Origin of the sequence: Corynebacterium sp. AOP12-C2-36, assembly GCF_052379185.1 — a bacterium.
Taxonomy (GTDB): Bacteria; Actinomycetota; Actinomycetes; order Mycobacteriales; family Mycobacteriaceae; genus Corynebacterium.
Genome location: NZ_JBQSYJ010000016.1, coordinates 26,056 through 48,978, shown reverse-complemented (window position 1 = coordinate 48,978; position 22,923 = coordinate 26,056). Strand labels below are relative to the sequence as shown.

General features: G+C 69.4%; 25 protein-coding genes. 11 read left to right on the top strand and 14 right to left on the bottom strand.

Annotated elements, in window-relative coordinates; genetic code table 11:
* Positions 1-64 precede the first annotated feature (64 nt).
* Positions 65-388 carry a ferredoxin gene (fdxA, locus tag ACT3UN_RS13085; protein ID WP_441582473.1) on the top strand — a complete coding sequence of 108 codons (324 nt, stop codon included), beginning with the start codon at positions 65-67 and terminating at the stop codon, positions 386-388.
* Positions 389-414: 26 nt separating this feature from the next.
* Here the strand turns inward: fdxA and ACT3UN_RS13080 are convergent, their stop codons facing one another.
* Positions 415-888, bottom strand: coding sequence for a mycothiol transferase (locus ACT3UN_RS13080; RefSeq protein ID WP_441582472.1), 474 nt, complete (start codon positions 886-888; stop codon positions 415-417).
* Positions 889-937: 49 nt separating this feature from the next.
* Positions 938-1,879, bottom strand: coding sequence for a tyrosine-protein phosphatase (locus ACT3UN_RS13075; RefSeq protein ID WP_441582471.1), 942 nt, complete (start codon positions 1,877-1,879; stop codon positions 938-940).
* 149 nt (positions 1,880-2,028) lie between these two features.
* On the opposite strand from ACT3UN_RS13075, the gene ACT3UN_RS13070 reads away from it, so the two are divergent.
* Complete coding sequence (locus ACT3UN_RS13070) at positions 2,029-2,763, top strand: PIG-L deacetylase family protein (RefSeq protein WP_301443735.1); 735 nt, start codon at positions 2,029-2,031, stop codon at positions 2,761-2,763.
* 31 nt (positions 2,764-2,794) lie between these two features.
* Here the strand turns inward: ACT3UN_RS13070 and ACT3UN_RS13065 are convergent, their stop codons facing one another.
* From ACT3UN_RS13065 to vapB, 9 genes are all read right to left on the bottom strand, one after another.
* Entirely contained in the window at positions 2,795-3,055 is a 261-nt protein-coding gene (locus ACT3UN_RS13065; protein WP_301443736.1) for a LapA family protein, read from the bottom strand.
* 176 nt (positions 3,056-3,231) lie between these two features.
* Positions 3,232-4,296, bottom strand: coding sequence for a type 2 isopentenyl-diphosphate Delta-isomerase (gene fni, locus ACT3UN_RS13060; protein WP_301443737.1), 1,065 nt, complete (start codon positions 4,294-4,296; stop codon positions 3,232-3,234).
* A gap of 13 nt (positions 4,297-4,309) precedes the next feature.
* Positions 4,310-5,437, bottom strand: a complete 1,128-nt coding sequence (locus ACT3UN_RS13055; protein ID WP_301443738.1) for a phosphomevalonate kinase — start codon at positions 5,435-5,437, stop codon at positions 4,310-4,312.
* Positions 5,434-6,456: a diphosphomevalonate decarboxylase gene (mvaD, locus tag ACT3UN_RS13050; protein WP_301443739.1), complete on the bottom strand. Its 1,023-nt coding sequence runs from the start codon at positions 6,454-6,456 to the stop codon at positions 5,434-5,436. Before mvaD ends, ACT3UN_RS13055 begins: the two co-directional genes overlap by 4 nt.
* On the bottom strand, positions 6,453-7,421 hold the full coding sequence (gene mvk, locus ACT3UN_RS13045; RefSeq protein ID WP_444657239.1) for a mevalonate kinase: 969 nt from the start codon (positions 7,419-7,421) through the stop codon (positions 6,453-6,455). Before mvk ends, mvaD begins: the two co-directional genes overlap by 4 nt.
* Before the next feature lie 14 nt (positions 7,422-7,435).
* Positions 7,436-8,788, bottom strand: coding sequence for a tripartite tricarboxylate transporter permease (locus ACT3UN_RS13040; protein ID WP_441582469.1), 1,353 nt, complete (start codon positions 8,786-8,788; stop codon positions 7,436-7,438).
* Entirely contained in the window at positions 8,788-9,078 is a 291-nt protein-coding gene (locus tag ACT3UN_RS13035) for a hypothetical protein (RefSeq protein WP_301442939.1), read from the bottom strand. The genes ACT3UN_RS13040 and ACT3UN_RS13035 overlap by 1 nt, the downstream gene beginning before the upstream one ends.
* A 102-nt stretch (positions 9,079-9,180) precedes the next feature.
* Positions 9,181-9,600, bottom strand: coding sequence for a PIN domain nuclease (locus tag ACT3UN_RS13030; RefSeq protein WP_301442940.1), 420 nt, complete (start codon positions 9,598-9,600; stop codon positions 9,181-9,183).
* On the bottom strand, positions 9,591-9,824 hold the full coding sequence (vapB, locus tag ACT3UN_RS13025) for a type II toxin-antitoxin system VapB family antitoxin (protein ID WP_301442941.1): 234 nt from the start codon (positions 9,822-9,824) through the stop codon (positions 9,591-9,593). Before vapB ends, ACT3UN_RS13030 begins: the two co-directional genes overlap by 10 nt.
* A 150-nt stretch (positions 9,825-9,974) precedes the next feature.
* On the opposite strand from vapB, the gene ACT3UN_RS13020 reads away from it, so the two are divergent.
* From ACT3UN_RS13020 to ACT3UN_RS12990, 7 genes are all read left to right on the top strand, one after another.
* Positions 9,975-11,141, top strand: coding sequence for a DNA alkylation repair protein (locus tag ACT3UN_RS13020; protein ID WP_301442942.1), 1,167 nt, complete (start codon positions 9,975-9,977; stop codon positions 11,139-11,141).
* A gap of 31 nt (positions 11,142-11,172) precedes the next feature.
* On the top strand, positions 11,173-11,484 hold the full coding sequence (locus ACT3UN_RS13015; protein ID WP_301442943.1) for a cupin: 312 nt from the start codon (positions 11,173-11,175) through the stop codon (positions 11,482-11,484).
* Between the two features lie 125 nt (positions 11,485-11,609).
* Positions 11,610-12,623, top strand: coding sequence for a Bug family tripartite tricarboxylate transporter substrate binding protein (locus tag ACT3UN_RS13010; RefSeq protein ID WP_441582468.1), 1,014 nt, complete (start codon positions 11,610-11,612; stop codon positions 12,621-12,623).
* Positions 12,623-13,117: a tripartite tricarboxylate transporter TctB family protein gene (locus tag ACT3UN_RS13005; RefSeq protein WP_301442945.1), complete on the top strand. Its 495-nt coding sequence runs from the start codon at positions 12,623-12,625 to the stop codon at positions 13,115-13,117. Before ACT3UN_RS13010 ends, ACT3UN_RS13005 begins: the two co-directional genes overlap by 1 nt.
* Positions 13,114-14,742, top strand: a complete 1,629-nt coding sequence (locus ACT3UN_RS13000; protein ID WP_444626470.1) for a tripartite tricarboxylate transporter permease — start codon at positions 13,114-13,116, stop codon at positions 14,740-14,742. The genes ACT3UN_RS13005 and ACT3UN_RS13000 overlap by 4 nt, the downstream gene beginning before the upstream one ends.
* The gene (locus ACT3UN_RS12995) at positions 14,739-15,209 is read left to right on the top strand and encodes a universal stress protein (protein ID WP_444626468.1); all 471 of its coding nucleotides are present in this window, start codon (positions 14,739-14,741) and stop codon (positions 15,207-15,209) included. Before ACT3UN_RS13000 ends, ACT3UN_RS12995 begins: the two co-directional genes overlap by 4 nt.
* 78 nt (positions 15,210-15,287) lie before the next feature.
* Positions 15,288-15,758 (top strand): universal stress protein, encoded by a 471-nt coding sequence (locus ACT3UN_RS12990; RefSeq protein ID WP_301442948.1) that lies wholly within the window; start codon positions 15,288-15,290, stop codon positions 15,756-15,758.
* 89 nt (positions 15,759-15,847) lie between these two features.
* Here the strand turns inward: ACT3UN_RS12990 and ACT3UN_RS12985 are convergent, their stop codons facing one another.
* The 3 genes from ACT3UN_RS12985 to ACT3UN_RS12975 are packed head-to-tail and all read right to left on the bottom strand — an operon-like array spanning position 15,848 to position 21,365.
* Positions 15,848-19,204, bottom strand: a complete 3,357-nt coding sequence (locus tag ACT3UN_RS12985; RefSeq protein ID WP_441579523.1) for an ATP-binding protein — start codon at positions 19,202-19,204, stop codon at positions 15,848-15,850.
* A gap of 2 nt (positions 19,205-19,206) precedes the next feature.
* Complete coding sequence (locus tag ACT3UN_RS12980; RefSeq protein ID WP_301441868.1) at positions 19,207-19,854, bottom strand: DUF4194 domain-containing protein; 648 nt, start codon at positions 19,852-19,854, stop codon at positions 19,207-19,209.
* Positions 19,851-21,365, bottom strand: coding sequence for a DUF3375 domain-containing protein (locus tag ACT3UN_RS12975; RefSeq protein ID WP_301441869.1), 1,515 nt, complete (start codon positions 21,363-21,365; stop codon positions 19,851-19,853). Before ACT3UN_RS12975 ends, ACT3UN_RS12980 begins: the two co-directional genes overlap by 4 nt.
* Before the next feature lie 211 nt (positions 21,366-21,576).
* Between ACT3UN_RS12975 and ACT3UN_RS12970 the strand changes: the two genes are divergently transcribed.
* Together ACT3UN_RS12970 and ACT3UN_RS12965 are read left to right on the top strand one after the other, a co-directional pair.
* Entirely contained in the window at positions 21,577-22,284 is a 708-nt protein-coding gene (locus ACT3UN_RS12970) for an MSMEG_4193 family putative phosphomutase (RefSeq protein WP_301441870.1), read from the top strand.
* A gap of 54 nt (positions 22,285-22,338) precedes the next feature.
* On the top strand, positions 22,339-22,923 hold the full coding sequence (locus ACT3UN_RS12965; RefSeq protein WP_301441871.1) for a DUF3090 domain-containing protein: 585 nt from the start codon (positions 22,339-22,341) through the stop codon (positions 22,921-22,923).

The following is a 22,923-nucleotide window of genomic DNA, read 5'->3' as shown; positions in this document are numbered from 1 at the left end:
TGTCTGGAACGTGTTCAACTGGGACGACGTCGCCGAGCGCTTCGCCGCCGCCAAGAACTGACGTATGACCTACGTCATCGCACAACCCTGCGTGGACGTGATGGACCGGGCATGTGTCGAGGAGTGCCCGGTCGACTGCATCTACGAGGGAAAACGCACGTTGTACATCCACCCGGACGAGTGCATCGACTGCGGAGCGTGTGAGCCGGTCTGCCCGGTCGAGGCCATCTTCTACGAGGACGACCTGCCGGACGAGTGGGAGGACTACATCGACTACAACGCCGCGTTCTTCGATGAGATCGGCTCCCCCGGCGGGGCGGACAGCATAGGCCCCACCGGCACCGACCACCCGTCGATCACCGCGATGCCGCCGCAGAACCAGGAGTAGCGGTCAGCCCCCATTGACCGCCGTCGTCACCGGGTCGCCACCACGTCCCGGCAGACCTCGAGGTGACCGAGGTGCTGCGCGAGCTCGTGGAGGATGTGCTCGAGGACCCAGCCGGGCGTCGCCTCGGTGTAGTCCCGGCGCGCCGTCCCCTGTGCCTGCCGGTTGCGGATCCCCTCGGTGAGGGCAATGCGTGCCCAGCCGGGCAGGCTCGCCCGGGTCTCGGCGATCAGCGCGTGTGCCTCGGCCACGGTCCCCATCGCCCGGAACTCGGCTTCGCGGTCACGGGAGATCTCCTCTCCCCCGATGAAGGCGCCACCCCAGAAGCGCGCCATGCCGTGGACGTGCGTGGCCAGGGCGAAGGCCGAGTTCACCGTACCGGGCACCGGCGTGGCGTTAACGGTGGTGTCGTCGAGGGTGTCCAACGCGATGTCGTACTTGTCGAGGACCTCGGTGGCCACCGAGACGAAGTCGTCGTAGCGTGCGTCAGCATCGTTGATCATGTCCCCGAGTCAACCACGCCGATGCCACCGGTGGCTCGGCCGGGGAGCCTCACGCCTCCACGAGCTTGTCCTTCAGCGCAAGGACGGCGGACACCTCGAGTCCCAACCCGTCGACGAGGTAGGTGTCCACGTCGCCGTAGAACTCCTTCATCGCGTCCAGCCCGGACCGCAGAAAGCCCTCCTGCACGCCGAGCAGTACCCCGTAGGCCTCCGCCGCCTCATCCCCTTGACTCGTCCGAATCTGCTCGGTGGTGGCGGCGATCCGCTCGCTCGAGTAGTCGTTCGTCGCCAGATAGTTGTCCATAACGTCGCGTTCGCTCACGCCCGCGGCAAGTTGCAGGACGGCACTCGTCCACCCCGCCCGGTCCTTGCCGGCGGTGCAGTGGAAGACAACCGGGCCGTCGGCGTCAATGACGGCGGTGATGACCTGTGCGAGTTGGGCCCTCATACCCTCGTCGGTGACGAAGTTGCGGTTGAGGTCGCCGAGCATCGTCGCTGCGTCGTCGGGAGAATCGACCGAGAATTCCTCGGTAGGATTCGCTGCGGTGCTGCCTCCCCCCACGATGTCGATGTGAACGTAGTCTGCCCCGGCGGGAACACGGTCAGGATGTTCCTCGATCTCACTGTCGGTGCGCAGGTCGATCACGGTGGAGATCCCGAGATCCTCCACGGTGTCGAGGTCCGCGTCAGTGATGTCCAGGGCATTCGACCGGTAGACCGACTCAGGTTTCAGGTGACCGCCTGTCGCGGCGTAGGCCCGGTCGACGCCGGCCACGTCCCGGAAGTTGTCGGCCGAGGACAACCGTGGCGTGTCGAGGCCTACGACCTGTATCTGCTCCGAATACTCCGCAGCGTCGGGCACACTTTCGGCGGCGTCCGCGAGGCACCCCACGAGCAACAACGACGTGGCGAGGAATCCGGCCGCCGCGGGGACGACGAGCAGACGACGCCCGGGGTGGGTCGGGAGCGGGCGGGAGGGACGTGAGTTCATGGGGCCTTCAGTCGGTCACGGAGAGTTGTCGGTGGTCACCGCCGATGATGTCGTGCTTGAATGGCCACAAGGTGGACGGACGACAGCGCCCACGCATCCTGACCGTGAACGTTTGCCCGTAGGTATGTATCAGGTATGGAGGCCGACCCATGACCGACGATCAGCTCGAACTACTCCACCTCGACGAGGCCGACCACGTCCTGTGCGTCGTCGCGCACCCGGACGACCTGGAGTACGGCGTCTCCGCCGCCGTCGCCGAGTGGACGGATGCCGGCGCGTCGGTGACCTACCTGCTGCTGACCTCCGGCGAGGCGGGCATCGACTCGATGTCCCCGGATGAGACCGGACCGGCACGCGCCGCCGAGCAGCGCAACGCCTGTTCCCAGGTCGGCGTGGACGACCTGCGCATCCTCGACTTCCCCGACGGGGTGCTGGAGTACTCGCTGGCCTTGCGCCGTGCGGTGGCCGCGGTGATCCGTGAGATCCGGCCCACCACGCTGGTCACGCTGGGGTGGGCCGAGGAGATGCCGTGGGGGCTGAACCAGGCCGACCACCGGGTGGCCGGGCTCGTGGCCCTGGATGCCGCGCGCGATGCGGGCAACCGCTGGGTCTTCCCCGACATCACCGGTGGCGACGGTGAGGTCCTTGAGCGCTGGCAGGCCGACCACCTGCTCGTCTTCGGGGCGTCGGCACCGACGCATGCGGTGGCGGTCTCCCCCGGCTCGGTCGAGCGCAGCATCGCTTCGCTGGAACAGCACAAGGTCTACCTGGCGGCACTGGAGGACCATCCCGCTCCGCGTGACCTCATCGGCGGCGTCACCTCGGAAGCCGGCGCCAGGGCCGGCGTGGATCACGCCGTGGCTTTCGGACGGTACGGGCTGTAGGTCCGCCCGGTTGTGCCGAGCGGCGACGGGGTCATTTCCTGCGTCGGATGGCGATGAGTCCGCTGAGTGCGAACGCGACGATCGCTCCTCCGAGCGCTGCGGCGACGAGCCCCACGGACAGCGGGAAAGCGAACTCCCATCCGAGGAAGCCCATGTCGACCTGGTCGGTGTTCTGGCCGATCAGGATGATCAGGGCGATCGCGACGACGACGATGACCGCCGTCGTGACGATCAGTCCGACGGACGACCGTCGTTCCTTCACGTTGTCAGGCGCGGTGTTGTCCTCGTTCATGATGAAGGCCCTTCGGTAGTTGGAGTGGGTACTCCAGAAGCATAGACGAAACACGCCCATTCCGCTCGCCTGGCTAGCAACATGGTGTGGCTGCACTCGGAGGTTCAGACCCCGATGCCACAGCCGCGCCTCGTGGGTGACGTTCCCTAGCTGCCTGCCTGCAGGAACGTCAGCAACTAACGCCGGCGCGCCAGCGACGGCAGGTCGATCCCGCGCAGCCGGGCGAACTCCGCGGTCTCCCCGGTGACCAGGACGTCCGTCGAGGTCAGCGAGGGCACGTCCGGTGCCCCGAGCAGCGTCATCAGGGTACGTACCTGGTCAGTCCACGCATCCAGCTCCTCGACCAGCGCGTCCGGCCCGTCGGTGAGCAGCACGTGCAGGAAATGCCCGCTGACGCCCACGGCACGCGCGCCGAGCGCCAGGGCGCGCACCACGTCCAGCGGGGTGCGCACACCGCCGGACGCCAGGACGTGCACCGTCGGTGCGCCGCCGGGGCCGTGCACCGTGTCCAGCAGGCACTCCGGGGTGCTCTGCCCCCACCCCGACAGGTAGGTGTACTCCTGGCGCGAGCGCCGGTGGTTCTCGATGTCGATGAAGTTCGTGCCGCCGCGCCCGCTGACGTCCACGGTGGTGACGCCACGGGCGGCCAGCTCCGCCACGCTGTCGGCGCTGAGCCCGAAGCCGACCTCCTTGACCACCACCGGCACGTCCACCGCCTCCACGATCTCGGCGATCCGGTCGAGCCAGTGCCGGAAGTCCCGGTCACCCTCGGGCATCACCAGCTCCTGGGCAGGGTTGACGTGGACCTGCAGGGCGTTGGCGTCCAGCAGTTCCACCGCCCGGCGCGCCTGCTCCACCGTGGCCTCCGGGCTCACGTTGGCGAAGAGGAAGGACTGCGGGGCGCTCTCGCGCACGATGCGGAACGTCGGCTCCAACGCCGGGTCGCGCAGGGCCGCGCTGACCGAACCGCTGGCCATCGCCACCCCGGCGGTGGACGCCGCGCGCGCGAGGTCGGCGTTGATGCGTCCGGTCTTCTCGCTGCCGCCGGTCATGGCGTTGATGTAGAAGGGCACCTCCCACCGGGCCCCGGCGACGGTGGTGGAGGTGTCCACCCCGTCGCGGGCCAGACCGTTGAAGGTGTGGTGTATGAACCGCACGTCGTGGAATCCACCGGCGGCACGGTTCTTCGTGTTCAGTTCCTCGGCCAGCTGGACGTGGTCGTCCTTGCGGTTGCTGCTCATGCGCTCGTTCCCGTCATTCCGTGAGCCCGTCGGGCTGGTGTTCGTGCAGGTTGAGTAGTCGGATGTCCGACCGCTCCCAGGCGGCGAGCAACCCGTCCAAATCCGAGGTGCCGCTCTGACTGTCGATGAGCACGATACCGCAGTCACCGCCGCCGGCCCCCGAGGTCTTCGCCGCCCCGCCGCAGGCCTCGGCGATCTCGATCAGCCGACGCAACGTGGGGGTCTCGATGGTGGTGCCGGTGTGCTCCCCGAGCTCGCGCAGGAGCTCCCGGTTACGGCGGATCCCGGCACGGATACCGTCGGCGTCGTCGTTGCCGAGGGCCTCGACCAGCGCTGTCACGCAGCGTCTGCTCTCGGCGAGGAAGCGCGGGTAGTCCAGCTGCGCTGCTCCCCTGTCAGCGCCCCCACCCTGCTTGTGGGACTGCACGTCGCCGACCAGCCGGGAGGTCGACGCCGGTGACCCGGTCCAGCCGACCAGCAGGCGCAGCCGGTCCGGCGGGCACACGCGTTTCACGGACAGGCCCGGCCAGTCCATGGTGACCAGGTCGACCAGGGGACGGACGTCGCGTTCCTCGCGTGCCCACCCACGGTCGAAGGAGGTGTAGGCGATCCAGCCGCCGAACATGCTGGCGGCCACGTCACCGCCGGAGCCGGAGGACTGCACCGAGATGCTGGCCAGCAGGGCCAGTTTCAGCTGGGCCATCCGGGTGAGGTCCAGGCGGTAGTACTCGCACAGGGCCCGGACGGTGGCCACGGTGACCGCGGCGGACGAGCCGAGGCCGAACTTGCGGCCGGAGTCGTCGTCGAGCTCGCTGGTGATGTCTATGTCGAAGACCTCCAGCGGGGTGCCCATCGCCACGGCGGCCTCCTCGACGATGCCCGCGGCGCCGAGCACGAAGTCGAAGGGCGCCTGGTCGGGTTCCACGATCATGCCCCGCTCCCCACGGTGCCACTCCAGGCGGCTCTGGGTCGACAGGTCGGAGGTGATGTGGCCGGTGCCGGAGCCCGGGGTGACCCGCACGGTCACGTAGCGGTCCACGGCCACGAGGATCGCGGGGAAACCGGTCTCGACCACGGCGTACTCACCGGCGATGTAGAGCTTGCCGGGGGCCCGGACCTCCACCGCACGCGGCGCCGTCACGACTGCACCTCCTCTGCGTCGACCTGGATGCCCGGCCCGGCGTGGGTGACCACGGTGCGCAGCCCCGGCACCTTCCCCACCAGTGCCTCGCGCAGGTGGGCGTCCAGCGCCTCGGCCTTGTCGGCGCTGGTGAGGACCTTGACGTTGGGGCCGGCGTCCATCGTCGCCCAGGCGGGCAGCCCGGCGGCGCGGGCGTCCTGCACCGCCTGCAGTGCGGCGCGGCTGCCGGGCCCGAGGTAGTCGACCGGCGGGACGGCCCCGCGCATCGTGGCGTGCATGCCCAGCGCGTTGGCCTCGGCGGCCTCCCCGAGCCGGGCGAGGTCGCCGGCGGCTATGGCGTCCAACGCCTCCGCCAGGTGCCCGGCGTGCGCCTCGACCCAACCGGCGTAGTCCGGGGAAGTCTCCACGGTGCGGCGCATCGCCTCGCGGCTGGAGACCGCCTTCGGGCCGTCGTCGATGACGAGCACCACGATCGCCAGGTCAGCGGCCATCTCCCCGCCCGGCACGGGGGCCGCGTAGGACGTCGCGTCGTCGTGGCCGGCATTCCACATCGCCAGCCCGCCGAAGACCGAGCGCGACGCCGAACCGGACCCGCGCCGCGCCAGCCGCGACAGGTCCCGCTCGTCGAGCTGCAGCCCGGCGGCGGTGGAGGCAGCCCCGGCCAGGGCGGCGAAACCGGAGGCCGAGCTCGCCAGCCCGGCGGCGGTGGGCACGGTGTTCACCGAGGTCACCACCGCGGCGTCCGACACACCGGAGCGCTCGCGCACCAGGTCGAGGAAGGCGGTGATGCGTTCCATCGCCCGCCCGGTGACGGGCGTCCCGTCCAGTGTCGCGGCGTCCTGAGTTACCGCGCCGAACTCCACGGTCGTGGTCGTGTACAGCTCGTCGAGGGTCAGCGACAGGCTCGGCGTACGCGGGATGATCAGTTCCTCGTCCGCCTTGCCCCAGTACTTGATCAGCGCGATGTTGGCGTGCGCCGTCGCTGTAGCTCTTCCTGGGGCTCTTCTCGGGGCCGTCATGCTTCCTCCTGCAGGTGTGGTGCGTGGATCCAGGTGTCGGACGCCCCGGCGTCCGTGAGTGCCCCGGCGATCGCCGCGGCGTCCCCGGCGGTGCGGGCCAGCGCGATGACGCAGCCGCCGCGTCCCCCGCCGGTGAGTTTCGCGCCGACCGCGCCGGCGGCGCGCGCCGCGGCGGTCAGCGCGTCCAACCGGTCGTCGCTCACGCCGAGGTCGGCGAGCAGATGTTGGGCGGCGTCCATCCGGTCGCCGAGCGCGTCGACGTCGCCGGCGCGCAGGTCGGCGACCGCACCGTCGGCGATCTCGCCCAGCTCGTCCAGCAGCGGCCCGACGCCCTGCGGATCGGCGTCGTACCTGCGCCGCAGGTCACCGACGGTCTCCCGCGTCCGGCCGGTCACCCCGGAGTCCGCGATGACGATCCAGGCCGCCAGGTCCATCTCGAAGGTCGAACCGACGCCGTCGCGGAAGTACACCGGCCCGGGTGCTGCGGTGGTCAGCGCGTCCAGTCCGGACGGACGCCCGTGCGCGATGCGCTCGGCCTCCTGCGTCAGCTCGAAGAGCTCGAGGGGGGACGCCGCGACGTCGGCAGCGTCCAGCACCGCGCGCACCACCGCGCCCGCGGCGGCGGCCGAGGACCCCAGCCCGCGCTCCGGCGGGAAGTCCGCCTGCGTGCTGACGTGCAGACCGGTAGTGGGGCGTCCGGCGAAGGCGCACGCGACGTCCAGGGCCTTGACCACCGACGCCAGACGCTCCGGGGCGCCGTCCACCGGACCGTCGTAGTCCAGGCAGGTCAGCCGTGCGGGCCCCTCGACCGGCTCGACCGTGGCGTTCATGTGCAGGCTGTGCAGGGGCACGGCCACCGCCGGGTGCCCGTAGACCACGGAGTGCTCGCCGAGGAGGATGACCTTCGCCACCGCCCGGCCGTGCCCGGTATGGGATTCGGCATGGGGTTCGGGTGAAGACTGCACAGCGTCCTTTCGTGTCACAGCAGGTTCTGCACGATCCAGGGGGACGCGTACAGGGTCATGAACTGCACGCCGTAGCCTACGCCCAACTTGTTGAGCGTCCCGCAGGTGACCCCGACCAGCAGCACACCGAAGATGTTCGCCACCCCGGCGTCCAGGTAGGCCAGCAGCAGGATGAACCCGATGAACAGTCCCAGCACCGCCTCGTGCGGGATGTAGCGCATCACCACGTAGGTGATCCGGTAGGAGTAGCGCACCGCGATGACGTACGTCAGCCCCAGGGCCAGCACCGCGCCGAGCACCACGGCCACGATGAACGTCGGTGTATTCAGCATGTGGTGCAGGTTGTTGTCCAGCGTCAGCGCCGGCGGGGCGTTGAACAGGGCCTGCGCCGGGCCGATCGCCACCGGCGACAACGGGATGCCGATCGCCAGCAGCGGGATGATCGTGCCGGAGAGGTAGCTGGCGTGCGCCACGCCGTTCATGCCGGCCACCGCCCGGTTCGCCCGGGTGGTGCGGTCCCCGGAGCGTCTAGCCGCGCCCTCCCCGAGCAGGAACGTGAGCCCGACGGGGCTGAGGAAGAACAACGGGGTGGAGACCAGCGACCACAGGCCGGTGCGGGCGGTCTCGTCGCGGGTGAGGATCCTGTTGGGTTTCAGCGACTGGCCGCGCAGGCTCTTGCGCGAGATGTCCACCTGTGTGGCGGGCCGGCCCGGCAGGTTCTCCCGGTGGCTCCGGTTGAGCAGCCCCAGCACCGAGACCAGCAGGGGGCCGATGGTGATGCCCAGGAAAAAGGAGACCGAGATGTTGCCGTCCTCCGGGATAACCCCCTGGTCCCGGTAGAGCGAGAGAAGCCCCTGGAACAGCAGGGACATCGGGATGATCGAGATCAGCGACAGCAGCCGGTTCGCGCCGAGCAGGGCGAGCAGCACCGCGCCGCCGACGAAGAGCAGGTTGCCGTACTCGCGCAGAGTGTCGGCGTAGGGGGCGATGGCGGTGGCGATGGCAAGGCTGACCGGGATGGCGATGATCGTGCCGATCGCGCTGCCCGCGGCCATCTTCTTGATCGTCTCCGCCGCCCTGCCCTGGGACTTGAGGTAGAGCGAGTGCTCCATCATCGGTGCCGAGAGCACCCCTCCGGGCAGACCGACCAGGGCGGTGGGTATGGCGTTGGTGAGGTTGAGCGTGACGATCGCGGCGATGAAGAAGGTCAGCAGCACCGCCGGGTCCACGCCGGCCAGCGCCAGGGCGAGGGTGACCGGCACGAGCACGCTGGTCTCGTCGGTGCCGGGGATGAAGCCGATGAAGGTGTAGAGCAGGATCGCCGCGATGGCGGCGAGCAGCATGGGGAGCATCAGGGTCGCGTCCATCAGGTCGGGTCACCTGCCTGGGTTTCTGCGCCTGCTCCGTCGGTCCCCTCGGTGATGCGCACGACGCGTTTCGGCGTGAACAGCGCCACGCAGACCGCGAAGCCGACGACGGCGCCGCCGAGGCCCCAGAAGAACTCGCTGGACGACAGCAGCGTGGCGACCAGCAGCGCGAGGGCGGTGGTGACCCCGCAGATAACCAGTGACCAGGTCAGGTCGCGGGTGGAGACGAGGTCGTTCCACACCTCGATGTAGTCGTCCCGCTCCCCGGGGTCGGCATCAGTGTTAGGCATGCCTACAAACCTTACGTTGTGGGTGCTGCGTGGCGCATTACCGCCCGGACGGTGCCGGCACGAGCCGTGCACGACATACGGTCCCCGACGAACCCCGTTGATCTAGAAATCCCCTCGCAGCCTCTCTACCCGTTGTCCAGTAACGTCCGCGATCAACTCGAAGTCCTTGTCGACATGCAGCACGGTATAGCCTTTCAACTCGGCCACCGCAGCGATCATGAGATCCGGGACCTTCACTGCACGGTGATGCCCACGGCCGGCGAGGAGCCCCTGGACCGCTACCGCCCGCTTTTCAATCCCCGGGGTCATCGGCTCGGGAATCAGCATCGATACTGGCGGCATCGCCGTGATCGTGTGCCAGTCTTCCCCGGAGCGAGCCGAGTACCCGAGTTCAAGCACCGTCACGGTCGCGGCGCCAACCAGTCCCCGTTCGATGCGGCGAAGCCACACGTCGGCATCATCCGACACCCCGAGCCGGGCGTAGGCAGACTTGTCGATCAACCACCGCTCGCTCACCCCCATGCCCGAGCCATGACCTCGTCATCGAGAATATCCTCCACCAGGTCTGCGGCACGGTTCAGGTCTTCTCTCGTCAGCGGTCCGGATTCTGCTGCGGCAGCCTGCTGCGCAATCCTCCGAGCTTCCTGGCGAAGGAATTCGCTACGCGACACCCCGAGCCGCGCGGCCTGACGATCGATCGCCCGAATGTCATCGTCGTCGACGTTCCGAATCAACAGGTCACTCATCACCGCCACCTCCTACTATCATGTGATATCACGACTATATCGCGCTCACCTACTGTCCGCTACCCATCCGTCGATGGGTCTTGTGGATCCCTGCCAGATGGTGGAGCCGGAGGGAACAGCGGCTGACACGCCCATGGCAAACTGTCGCCTATGACGGACGAGCAGAACGACAAGCCCCAGAAGTCAGCGTTCAAGGACTACCTGTCACCGGAGCTCGTCACGGGCATCGGGGCCGCCTTCGCCGCGGCATCCCCCACCTTCGACCGCGCGGCCTTCGAGAACCTGGCGCTCTCGGGCCTTGCTGACCTGGAGCTCAAGGCGCGGAGCGCGCAGATCGCCGCCGCGCTCGCGGCGACGCTGCCGGCGTCCGGCGACGACAAAGACAACGCGCAGGACGCCGAGGGCGCCGCAGACGTCGTCCGCCGCGTCCTGCGCGCCGGCGGCCAGGACGGCACCGCGACGGCGTTGCCGGAATGGGCGGGGATGCCGGTGAACGACTACGTCGCCGTGGCGATGGCGGACCGGCCGGACGTGGCCCTGCCGCTGCTGGCCGACCTCACCTCGCACCACACCGCGGAGTTCGCGATCCGCCCGTTCATCCTGAACCACTACGAGACCACCATGGCGCACCTACGCACCTGGGTCGACAGCCCGGACGAGCACGTCCGACGCCTGGTCTCGGAGGGGACACGCCCGCGTCTGCCCTGGGCGGGGCGTCTCCCCCGCTTCATCGCCGACCCGTCCGACGCGCTGGAGCTGCTGGAGGGCCTGGTCAACGACGGCTCCCTATACGTCCGGCGCTCGGTGGCCAACCACCTCAACGACATCGCCAAGGACCATCCTGAGCTCGCGTTGGAGACGGCCCGCCGGTGGGCGGAGGCGTCGACCCAGGGCGACTTCGTGGTGCGGCACAGCCTGCGCACACTGATCAAACGCGGCGATCCGCGCGCCCTGGCGATCCTCGGTTTCGACCCGGATGCCCCGGTCGAGCTCCTGGAGCTGTCCTGCTCCCCGTCGACGATCGCCATCGGCGAGGCGACGACGTTGTCCTTCACCCTGCGTGCGGACGCCGCGACGGCGCCGACACGGGCGGCCGTGGACTACGTGGTGCACTACCAGGGGGCGCGCGGGCCGAAGGCGGGCAAGGTGTTCAAGCTGACCGTGCGCGACCTCCCGCCGGGTCAGGCCGTGCAGTTCAGCCGCCGGCACGCCTTCGCCCACGTGTCGATCCGCACGATCCACCCCGGTCCGCACCGTATCGAGGTGCAGGTCAACGGGCGGGTACTCGGCGGGACGACCGTCCACGTCCACCCCTGACAAGAACCCGGACAAGAACACGGAGCAACACATGAGATTCATCAACGCCAGCGAGTTCACCGCCGAGCGCCCGTGGGGCGCCCTCGACCTCGGGGTGTTCGAGACCGCGACCGCCAGGCTGCACTGGACCGACGAACCGTACAAGTGGCACGTCAACGACGGCCCGGAGATCTTCGTCGTCCTCGACGGTGCGGTGGACATGCACTACACCGTGGACGGTGAGGAGCGTGTCGAGCACCTCACCCCGGGTTCGCTGTGCTGTGTCGAGGTCGGCGACGCCCATGTCGCCCACCCCGCCCCGGAGGCCCGGATCCTCGTCGTCGAGCGCGAGGGAAGTGACTGACCTCAAATTTAACCGGCGATTTTGTGCAGAACACTTTCCATCGGGTAAGTTTTGGTCGTAAAGCGAACGAGAGTTCGCACAGTGAACACTCGCTCGCGACCGACGTTGAGACCCGAGGACCATGCATGAGTGGACAGATCCCAACACGACCGAGACCAGGAACCACCCGTAGGGCAGGACGCGCCGTCGCCGCACTCACCCTGGTCGGTGCCCTCGCACTGACCTCCTGCGGCACCGACGAGGAGTCGGAGGGCTCCTCGTCCGGCGGTGCACCCCTGAACCTGGTCGTCCCCTTCGACCCGGGCGGCTCCGCCGACGGCACCGCCCGCCAGCTCGCCATCTACGCCCAGCAGACCTGCGGACGCGACGTGATCATCCGCAACGAGTCCGGCGGTTCCGGCACGGTCGGCTTCCAGTCCGTCGCCTCCTCCGCCCCGGACGGCAACACCATCGGTGTGGCGACCATCGAACTCTCGATCCTTCCCCACCTCGGGGTGTCCGAGATCGGGCCGGACGACGTCCGCGGCATCATGCAGTACAGCGAACAGCCCGTCGCCTACGGTGTGCCGCCGGACTCCGACATCGAGGACGTCGACGAACTGCTGACCACCGACGAGGACGTCACGATGGCCAGCTCCGGCACCGGTTCGATCTACCACATGGGCTTCGCCGGGCTCGCCCAGGCGGCCGAGCAACCCAACATCCGCAACGTCCCCTACGGCGGCGCCGCCGGCGCCCTGCAGGCGGTCATGGGGCACGAGACCCGCGCCGTCGCCGTCGGCGCCGCGGAGATCGCGCCCTACGTCGAGTCGAACCAGCTACGTGCCCTGGCGATCGCCGGCGACAAGCGCCTCGACGACCTGCTTCCCGGCGTCCCCACCGTGGAGGAGGCCGGCGTGGACTGGACGAGCTACGCCATCCTCGGCCTGTTCGCCCCGTCCGGCACCCCGGACGAGGACGTCGAGGAACTCAACAGGTGCTTCAACGAGGCGCGCCAGAGCGAGGGCTTCGCCAACTACATGGACAACCTGGGCTTCACCCAGGAGTACAAGGACGCAGCCGGCTTCGACGATTTCCTCTCTGAGGAATACGACCGCTACGAGACCGTCGTCTCCGATGCAGGACTGGGAGCGGAATGATGACCGACACACAGACACAACCCCAGACACAAGCGCAGGGCTCACTCCTGGGTGACCGCATCATCGCGGTGATCATCCTGCTGCTCGGCGTCGCCCTGCTCGTCCTGGCCGCCGGCTTCCCTGAACCGGGGCAGCCGGAGGACCCGGGCACCGCCGCACTCCCCCGCCTCATCGGCTTCGCCCTCGCCGGACTCGGTGTGCTCCTGCTGTTCAACGCGGAGAAGAACACCTTCCTGCCGGAGAAGGGCGCCCGGCTGCGCACGGTGCTCATCGTGGTCGCCGGCATCGCCTACACCTACGCGATGACACCGCTGGGCTTCATGCTCTCCACCCTGGTCTTCATGGTCGTCGGCCTGCTGATCATGGGTATCCGTAGCCCGCTGCGACTGGTGCTCGTGCCGGTCGCCGTCGCCGTCGTCGTCGTCTACTACCTGTTCACCGCCGCCCTGGGTGTCTACCTGCCCGACGGCATCATCGAGGGGATCATGCCATGAGTAACTGGATAGAAGGTTTCGGCGCCATCGCCGACGTGCAGGTCCTGTTCATGCTCGTCCTGGGTGTGCTCATCGGCGTGGTCGTCGGTGCACTACCCGGCATCTCGGCGACGGTCGGAGTGGCGCTGCTGCTCCCTTTCACCTTCGCCTTCGAACCACTGGCCGGAATGATGCTGCTGCTCGGCATCTACGGCGGAGCCGTCTACGCCGGCTCCATCCCCGCCATCCTGATCAGGACGCCGGGGACGCCAGCCTCCGCCGCGTCCGTCGCCGACGGGCACGCCATGACCCTGGCGGGCAAGGGCGTGCAGGCCCTGAAGATCTCCGTGCTGGCGTCCTGCATCGGCGGTTTCGTCGGCGTGCTGCTGCTCGCGTTCTTCTCCCCGGTGATCGCGAACTTCGCCCTGGGCTTCGGTTCCTCGGCGAACTTCATGCTCGCCCTGTTCGCCCTGACGATCATCGCCTCGATCTCCGAGGGACGCATGGTCAAGGGCCTCATCGCCGGTTTCCTGGGCCTGGGCATCGCCATGATCGGCCTGGACACCATCCAGGGCTTCCCCCGCCTGACCTTCGGCAACGCCGACCTGATCTCCGGTATCTCCTTCATCCCGCTGATGATCGGCCTGTTCGCCGTCTCCGAGGCCTTCCTGCAGGTCGAGCGGGTCACGAAGCTGAACCTGAAGATGAAGCCGGAGAAGTTCCGTGCCACACCGTCCTGGTTCCGCAAACTGGCACCGTCCAGCCTCCTGGGCTCCGCCATCGGCTTCATCATCGGCATCATCCCCGGCGTCGGCGGCGACATCAGCTCCTTCGTTGCCTACAACGAGTCCAAGCGTGCGGCGAAGGACAAGTCACAGTACGGCAAGGGCGACCCGCGGGGCATCGCCGCCGCGGAGTCGTCGAAGAACGCGGGCACCGCCGGTGCGATGGTGCCCACCCTGACCCTGGGCATCCCGGGCGACGTGACCTCCGCCGTGCTCATCGGTGCGCTGACCGTGCACGGCCTGCAGCCCGGCCCGACCCTGTTCACCGGCAGCCCGGACCTGATCTACGGCCTGTTCATCGGCTTCGCACTGGTGTACCTGGTGCTGCTGGTCCTGGGCTGGTTCGGCACGAGCTTCTGGGTGAAGCTCATCGAGTCCGTCCCGCCGCGCCTGCTGTGGCCGTCGGTGATCGTGCTCGCCGTCGTCGGCTCCTACGCCATGCGCTCCAGCGTCTTCGACGTGCTGGTGATGTTCCTCGCCGCGATCCTCGGCTACATCATGGTCAAGGGCGGCTACCCGCTGGCCCCGCTGATCATCGGCGTGATCCTCGGCCCCATCGCCGAGAGCGGCTTCCGCCGTGCGATGATCATCAACAACGGCAGCTTCACCTGGATGCTCGAGCCCATCCCACTGGTTCTCGGTATCCTGACCATCGCCTCCATCGCCTTCGCCATCTGGCAGGCCGTGCGCCGCCCCAAGCTCATCGAGCAGGCCGGCCTGGCCGACGGCGGCACCGGAAGCGCCGAGGACGAGGCAGAGGCTCAGGCAGAGGCCGCCGAGAACGACACAACCTCGGCTACCGCCACCGCCTCACCCATTTCACCCACCTCACCGACCGATCCCCAGGAAGGCCCCCGATGAGCAAGAAGATCATCCTGACCGGCGTGGACTCCAGTCAGACCGCGCTCAACGCGGCGATGCGCGCCGCGGAACTCGCCGAGGGCACCGGGGCCGAGCTCCACGTGTTCTCCGCCTTCAGCACCAGCACGGCCGACACCCTGCAGTCGTTCAAGACCCGGGACCTCGGACTGTCGACCTCGGTCGCCTACCAGCGGCTGAGTGAGGGGCAGGCCCGGGCCGCCGGACAGGTGGCCGAGGCTGTCGCCGACGTGCTGCGAGAGGCGCACCCCGGGCTCACCGTCGAGGCGTCAGCCCAGGAGGGCACGCCGGCGGCGGTGCTCGTGCGCCAGGCCGAACTGCTCGACGCCGAGACAATCGTGGTCGGCAACAAGCACGTTCAGGGGTTCTCCCGGGTGTTGGGCAGTGTGGCGCGCAAGGTCGCCGCCGAGGCACCGTGCGACCTGTTCATCGTGCACACCACGCACTGAGGCTCGTACCGGGACACGCACTGTTCCGACGCAGACTACACTGACGAAAGTATCCGTCCTTCCCTCGAAAGGTGCACCATGACCAAGACGATCGTGACCGGTGTCGACTCCAGCCAGACGGCCCTCGCCGCCGCCGACAAGGCGGCCGAGCTGGCCGCCGGCACCGGTGCGGAGCTGCACGTGCTCTCCGCGTTCAGCATCAGCGGCACGGTCACCCTGGAGGCCGCCCGGGCGAACAACCCGAGCGCCGGGACGCAGGCCGCCTACCGTCGGCTCACGGAGAGTTACTCGCACGCCGCGCAGGAGGTCGCCGACTCCGTGTCGGACGTCCTGCGCGAGAAGTACCCCTCCATCACCGTGCACGCCGCCGCGGTGGAGGGTACCCCGGCCGAGGCCCTGCTGAAGAAGGCCGATGAGCTGGACGCTGACACCATCGTGGTGGGCAACAAGCACGTCCAGGGCTTCTCCCGGATCCTGGGCAGCATCGCGCGCAAGGTCGCCGCGGAGTCGCCCTGCGACCTCTACATCGTCAACACCACGCAGCAGTAGGCCACCGACCCCCCCCCCCGGTAGCGTGCCGGAGTCGTCCCTTCCTTGGCACGCGAGGGCCCTATCCTGCACGCGACGCGGGGTGCCTCTCACCCCACCAACCCCACCTTCGGCTTAGCCCAGGAGCGCCCGCGGGTGTCCTTGAGGATGTCGTACTCCACGTCCACGTGCGGTTCGATCGCGCTGTACTTGTCGTTCGGCGCGCCGATGACCAACTGGAAGCCGAGGCCCCGCCAGGCACCGATGGCACGTTCGGTGAAGTGTGCGTCCGCCTTGATCAGCGCCTCGTCGAGGAACACCGGCGCGTAGCGGGGACGCGCCGCGTCGGCGTCGCCGAGCTGGTAACGCAGTGCCGCACCGACGATGAAGGCGATGAGCTCCTGGGACTCGCCACCGGACTTCTCGCCGATGTGGTCGTAGAGGGCGGCGTGCTCCTTGGTCCCGGCGTGGATCTTCTCCGCACTGACGCGCACGTGGTTGCGCACGTCCACCAGGTCGGCGAAGTCGGGCGCGGTGCGTCGGATCCGGTTGATCAGTCGCGCCATGCGCTCGTAGGCCTGCTCACGTTCGCCGTCGTTGCCGGCCTCGGCGATGAGGGTGCGCACGTCGCGCAGGTCCTTGCGGAAGCGGCGGCGCACCTCGGACTGGTTCTCCCGCGGGGAGATCTGCAGCCGGTGGTCGTCGTCGTAGAACGGCAGGTCCTCCATGATCCGGTTGATCGGTTCGATGCGCTCGCGGATCTCGCGCAGCGAGCGTCCCAGCGTGGAGTCCAGGTTGGTCAGGTCGTTGCCGGAGAGGGTGAGCAGGCTGTCGCGCCACTCGGCCTCGAGTTCGTGCAGCCCGCTGGTCTCCAGGTCGACCAGGATGCGTTCGAAGTCCTTCAGGGAGGTGTCGGGGTCGGCGCGCAGCGTGGGGTTGGGCCAGGCGTCGAGGAAGGTCTCCATGGTCCGGCGCAGCGCCTCGCGTTGCTCGGCGACGGTGTTCTGCGCGGCGGCCCGGTCGTCCTCCAGGCGCCTGGAGGCGGTGTCCAGCGCGGCGTCGAACCTGGCCAGACGCTTGGCGGTCGCCGCAGAACCGGCGCCGGCGTCTGCGGCCTCCGGCGGGTCGAAGCGTTCGTTGAGGTAGGACGCCTGGGCGTCGTCGAGTTCCCGGCCGGCGCTCTCCGCCTCGTCGAGTGCCTCCTGGGCGGCGTCGACCTCGTCGACGGTGTCGGCCCACTGCGCGGCCAGGCGTTCCTGCTCGCCCTTGGCGCGTCCGGTGGACTCCTGCAGGCGGGTGACGGTGACCTTCAGCTCGGCGATCTGCCGCTGCAGGTCGGCGATCTCGGGGTTGCCGTCGGTGATCTCGTCGATGATGCCGGACCAGCGGGCACGTTCGGCCTCCACGCTGGCGACGTCGATCTCCTCCCAGGTCAGGTCGGTGACGCGGGAGTAGGCGGCGTGCCGGGCGTCCAGGGCGTCGAGGTCGGCGCCGGCGGCACGTTCGGCGTCCTCCGCCTCGCGGACCTGTGTGCGCAACGCACCGATGGTCTCCTCGAGTTCGCCGAGGCGCCGGTGGCTGGAGAAGCCCAGCACGTTGCGTCCGCCGTGCCCGCCGTGGGCTCCGCGGTCGCCCTGGGAGACCTGCCCGGTGATGGTGAGCGCGGGCTGACGTTCGGAGAGTTCGTCGGCGGAGTCGGCGCAGTGGAAGCCGAACTGGCGTTCCAGGCGGTCCTGCAGCCAGCCGGTGAAGGCGGTCTCGCGGTAGTCCAGGCGTCCGGGCAGGCGCTGCGGGTCCAGGCCGTCGCGCTGCTCGAAGCCGGTGTGCACGCCCTCGTAGCGCAGCCGCACGTCGGTGCGCACGGTCTCCACGGCCCGGCGGAAGCGGGGCAGGTCGTCGGCGTCGATGAGCATGGTGGTGGCGAAGCCGCCGAGAGCCAGGTTGAACGCCTCGCGCCAGGGCTCGTACTCGGTGGCCACGTCCACCAGCTCGCCGACGAAGGGCAGGTCGTCGATGCTCAGGTCGGCGGCGTCGGCCAGCAGCCGGCGGGCGACGTGCAGGCGCTCGGGGATGTTGTCGCGACGCTGCTGCGTCCAGCGGTGCTCGGTCTCGACCTCGGCGAGCCGCCGGCACAGGTCCTTGAGCTGCGCGCGCGACTCCGCGTAGGCGTCGCGGGAGGACGTCTTGGCGTCGCGGTCGGCGAGCGCGGCGCGCGCCCGCTCGGCCAGCGCGGCGAAGTCGTCGCCGGTGGCCACGTCGAGGTCCAGGCAGGCGGTGTTCTCCTCGAAACGTTCCCGGTTCTGCCGCACCGCGGTCAGCCGCCGGTCGACCTGGGTGAGTTCGCGTTCGGCGGTGTCCAGGCGGTCGCCGCCGGAGTGGCGCAGGACGTCCACCAGGCCGTCGCGCTCGGCCTCGGCCGCCTCGGCGGACGCCACCTGCGCGCGCACCTCGGCGTCCGCGGCCTGCTTGCGGGTGCGCACCTCGGTCTCCGCCTCGTGCAGCAGGTCGAGACGACGGGAGGTGCGCCACAACGACGCCAGGGAGGACGCGTCGGCGAAGCGTCCGAGCTCGTCGAGCAGGCGCAGCCGCTCGGCGGACTCCTCGATCCTCGCCCGGATGCCGCGGACGGGTTGCAGCACCCGGACCTGCTTCTGGGCGGTAACCATCCGGGTGCGGGTGCTCTCCAGCTCGTCGAAGTGGGCGACCACGGCGTCGGCGGTGGCCATCGTCTCCGGCTCCTCGAGAACCATGCGCTTGTACAGCTCGTCGACGGTGGTGATCTGCTGACCTGCCTGGATCCGGGCGAGCAGGCTCATCGCCTTGGCCCCCGCACCCGCCGCACCGATGCCCAGCACCGAGTGCACGCGCGCCAGGAACTCCCGGTCGGTGGCCATGGTCTCCAGACCCACGGCCCGCACCGCGGCGTCCGACAGCCGTCGCTCGGCCGCCTGCTCCAGCACGGCCGGGTCGAACTCGCCCTCGGCCACACCGCGCACCTTCACCGTGTCGTCCAGCACGCGGGCGGACGCCGGGATGTACCAGGCGCGCACCGCGGTGAACCGGGAGCCGTCGTGGTCGGTCCAGGTCATCGACACCGCCGTCCACGTGTCGCAGCCGTCACCGCGCAGCACGGTGACCTGCGTGCCGTCGTCGGTGCGCGACTCGTCGATCTTGCCGCGCCCGTAGGACAGGATGTTGCGCTGGTCCTCGCCGCGCGGCCGGCCGGTCACTCCCCCGTTGGACGCACCGTTGAACGGGGTGGTGTGCGGCATCATCAGCGCGATGTAGGCGTCCATCAGCGTGGACTTGCCGGAACCGGACCCGCCGCACAGCAGCGTGGCCTCCGGGGAGAACTTCACCCGGTGGGCGCCGTCGTAGCCGCCCCAGTTGACCAGGTGCAGCTCGTCGGCCAACCACTGCTGCCCGCGGGACTCAGCCGGCACCAGACCGAACAACGTGTCGAGCATCGTCACAGTTCCGTACCTCCGTCTTCCTGAACCTGTTTCTTCAGCCACTCGTCGAGCTCACGCAGCCGGTCGGCGCTGAGCACGATCTCCACCAGCGGGCTGATGCGGTAGCGGCCCTCGGTCTCCTCGTCGATCACACCCTCCTGGCGCAGGCGGCCGAGGGCGTTGCGGATGAGCTTCTGACGCCGCGCGACGTCCCCGTTGGCCTGCGTGAAGTAGGTCATCACGGTCTGCTCGACCTCCTCGACGTCCACCCGGGCGGCGAGTTCGCCGGCGGTGGACTCGCGCTGGTAGACGGTGCGCAGGTACACCAGCACCAGCGTCTCGGCACGGGTGTAGGCCTCATCGCGCAGCAGGATCGGCACGTCCAGCTCGTCGGAGCGGACCTGCTGCTTGTAGGCCACCCCGCGGTCGGAGTCGACGACCAGGCGCACGAACAGGTCGTGCAGCCGCGACTCGATGACCTGCTGGTTGTCCATCAGCACCTTCCAGTCCTCCCGGTTACGGTCGGCCTGCAGGAACCGGCGCTGCAGCAGACGCACCAGCACCCGGCGCACCTCCGGGTCCAGCACACCGCGGTCGCCGGCGAAGCACTCGTCCGGGTCCTGCTCCATCGGCACGGTGTCGATGAACGGCTCGTTCTCGGTCATTGCTCAGCTCCTCGGTCGGTGTCGGCTGCTGTGTTTGCTGTGACGGCGCCGAAGGCGAAGCGCCGGACGGTGCCGTCGGGGCGCACGGTCTCCACCACGGAGACGTCCTCGCCGTCCTGCATGCCGTTGCGGTGCGCGATCTCCAGCAGGCCCAGCAGGTCGACGGGACGTCTGGCGTCCTGCGGGACCGCGGCGAAGGCGTCGGCGAGGTCGAAGCTGTCGCCGTCCAACCCGGCGACGTACTCCTCCAGCTCGCGGTAGTACGGCCCGCCCCAGGCGCGCGTGTCGGCGTGGAGGAACTCCACGTCCGACTCGTCCGACCGCAGCGGCTCCGGACCACCGGGCACCTCCAGGTCGTTGAGCGTCTGACGCAGATGCCCCAGGTGCGCGGTCGGGAAACTGCGCAGCGGCTCGACCTCGTCATGCCGGCGCGCCTGCGCCCCGGTCTGATGCATCCACGTCTGCAGCCCCGACATCACGGTGCGCAGCAGGTCGTCGACCTCCCGGTCACGCACCGGGTCGTGGGTCCGCACCTGCGCGGTGATCACGTGCGACGCCCGACGCTGCGCCGTGAGCACCTCCTGCACGCCCTGCTCCACACGCCGCGCGATCGCCAGCAGCTCCCGACGCTGCTCGGCACCCATGTGCCGGGAGAACGGCAACGCCATCAGCATGCTGAGCTGGTCGGTGAGGTGGTCGATGTGCTCCGGGTCGCCGATGAGGTTCAACGCCCCGGAGAACGCCCGGCCCTCCGGGGTGGCCTCCATGACGTGCTGGCCACGGTGCAGGTACTCGCGCAGGACCTCGCCGGTGGGCCGGACGTCCTGACGCAGGTCCGCGACCACGTCGCGCTGCATCGCGTTGATCGACTCCGCCACCCGGGCGAAGTCCGCCGGCAGCTCGCGGGACAGGTGTGCGACGTTCTCCGCCTCCTCGAGCAGCTGGTCGTCGTCGACGGGGTCGATCTCGCCGCGTTCGAGCCGTGCGATCTCCTCGTCGATCGAGGCACGTTCGGCCTGCAGCGTGGCGATGCGTTCCTGCGGGTCGGTCTCGGCGGCGTGGGCGAGCTGGTCCACGGCGTCCAGCAGGGTGCGCACACGCGAGCGCGACACCCGCGCACGTCCCAGGCCGCTGCGTCCGACGATCTCCAGGGCGCCGACGGCCTGCGCGGAGAGCCGGTAGACCTCCACGTCGTCCTCGATCTGCGGGACGAGCCAGCCGACGCGCACCCAGTAGCGGCAGATCTCCCGGCCGGTGCCGGACGGCAGGCCACGGGAGCCCCGGTCGACCCGGTCGTCCTCGTCGTAGCCGGCGGCACGCAGCTCGTCGACGACGTCCCCGACTTCCACGTGGGCGTCCGAGATCGCCACGGTGGGACGGTCCGGGGTGAAGATCAGCGACAACGCCGCGACGACGAACGGCGCGTACCTGCCGTGCAGCAGGTCAAGCGTCGGATTCCTGAAGGCCGCCGCCGTCCGCTGATAGGCCGCCTCTGCACGCATGATTACCATCGGGGAAGAGTGTAGCCCCCGGCTCGCGGGCCACAGAGTCGCCGGGGTCAGCGGTGGGTGGGCGCCGGGCGGGGTGGCGTGCCCCTCCTGCCACGATGTCACCTGAGTCATGCCCCGGGGCAGTTCCCGCCCTGAAAATGCCCCCAGGGCATGGCTCAGATGACATCGGCCCCACTGCACGACCGGCCCCACCACGGCTAACCTCGGCGCCATGGCCACAGTCATCCTGGTCCGCCACGGACGCAGCACCGCGAACACCGACGGCGTCCTCGCCGGACGCACCCCCGGCGTCCTCCTCGACGACACCGGGCACCACCAGGCCCACCGCACCGCCGCACGCCTCGCCGAGGTCCCCCTGGCCTCCGTCGTCGCCAGCCCACTGGAGCGCTGCCAACAGACCGCGAAAACCATCATCGACCAGCAGACAACGGCACCCGAGCTCATCACCGAGCACGGCATCGTCGAGTGCGACTACGGCGACTGGCAAGGTCGCTCACTCGCCGAACTCGGCAAGGAAGATCTGTGGAAGACGGTCATTGAGCAACCGTCCGCCGCGCAGTTCCCCGGCGGGGAATCGTTGACGGATATGCAGGAGCGTTCCGTCGCCGCGGTCCGGCGCCACGATGCCGCGATCGAGTCCGGACACGGACCCGGAGCGGTGTGGGCGGCGGTGAGCCACGGCGACATCATCAAGTCCGTCATCGCCGACGCCTACGGCATGCCCTTCGACCACTTCCAGCGTGTGCACGCCGACCCCGCGTCGGTGACGATCATCCGCTACACCGCGGCGATGCCGCACGTGCTGTGCGTGAACACCACCGACGGCGACCTGTCCTGGCTCGCGGCACTGGCCACGGCCGCCAGCAACACCGGCGACACCGAAGCACAGGTCGGCGGCGGCGCCGGCCACTCGCGCTGATCTCCGCGACCTATTTGCTGCACCGGCACGTCCAAGGCTCCTACAATGGGCCCCATGCCCACCACCACACACGGATTCGACTGGCCGGACCGCTTCGTCGTCGGCACTGTGGGGATGCCCGGTGACCGGACGTTCTACCTGCAGGCCCGCGACCGTGGCACCACGGTCAGCGTCGCCCTGGAGAAGCAGCAGTCCGCCGCGCTGGCGGAGGGGATCGCCGAGCTGCTCGGCAAACTCCGCAGCCAGGACGGCAACCCCTTCAACGTCCCGGACGTCACCGACGAGCTGCTCGTCGACGATGATCCGCTGGACATGCCCGTCGACGAGGAGTTCCGGGTCGGGGTGCTCAGCCTGGGCTGGGACCCGAAGACCTCGCAGGTGGTGATCGAAGCCGCTCCCCCGCCGGAGCTGGACGCCGAGGAGCTCGAGGAGCTGCAGGCGTCGGTGGACGCCGATGAGCCGGTCGAGCTCGAGGTCGAGCCGGACGAGCTGCTGTCGGTGCGCATCCCGGTGGGTGCGGCGAAGGCGTTCGTGGACCGGACGTTGGCGATCGTGAACTCGGGGCGTCCGCTGTGCCCGCGCTGCGGTGAGCCGATGGACCCCGAGGGCCACGAGTGCGGCATCCCCGACGGGCTGTGA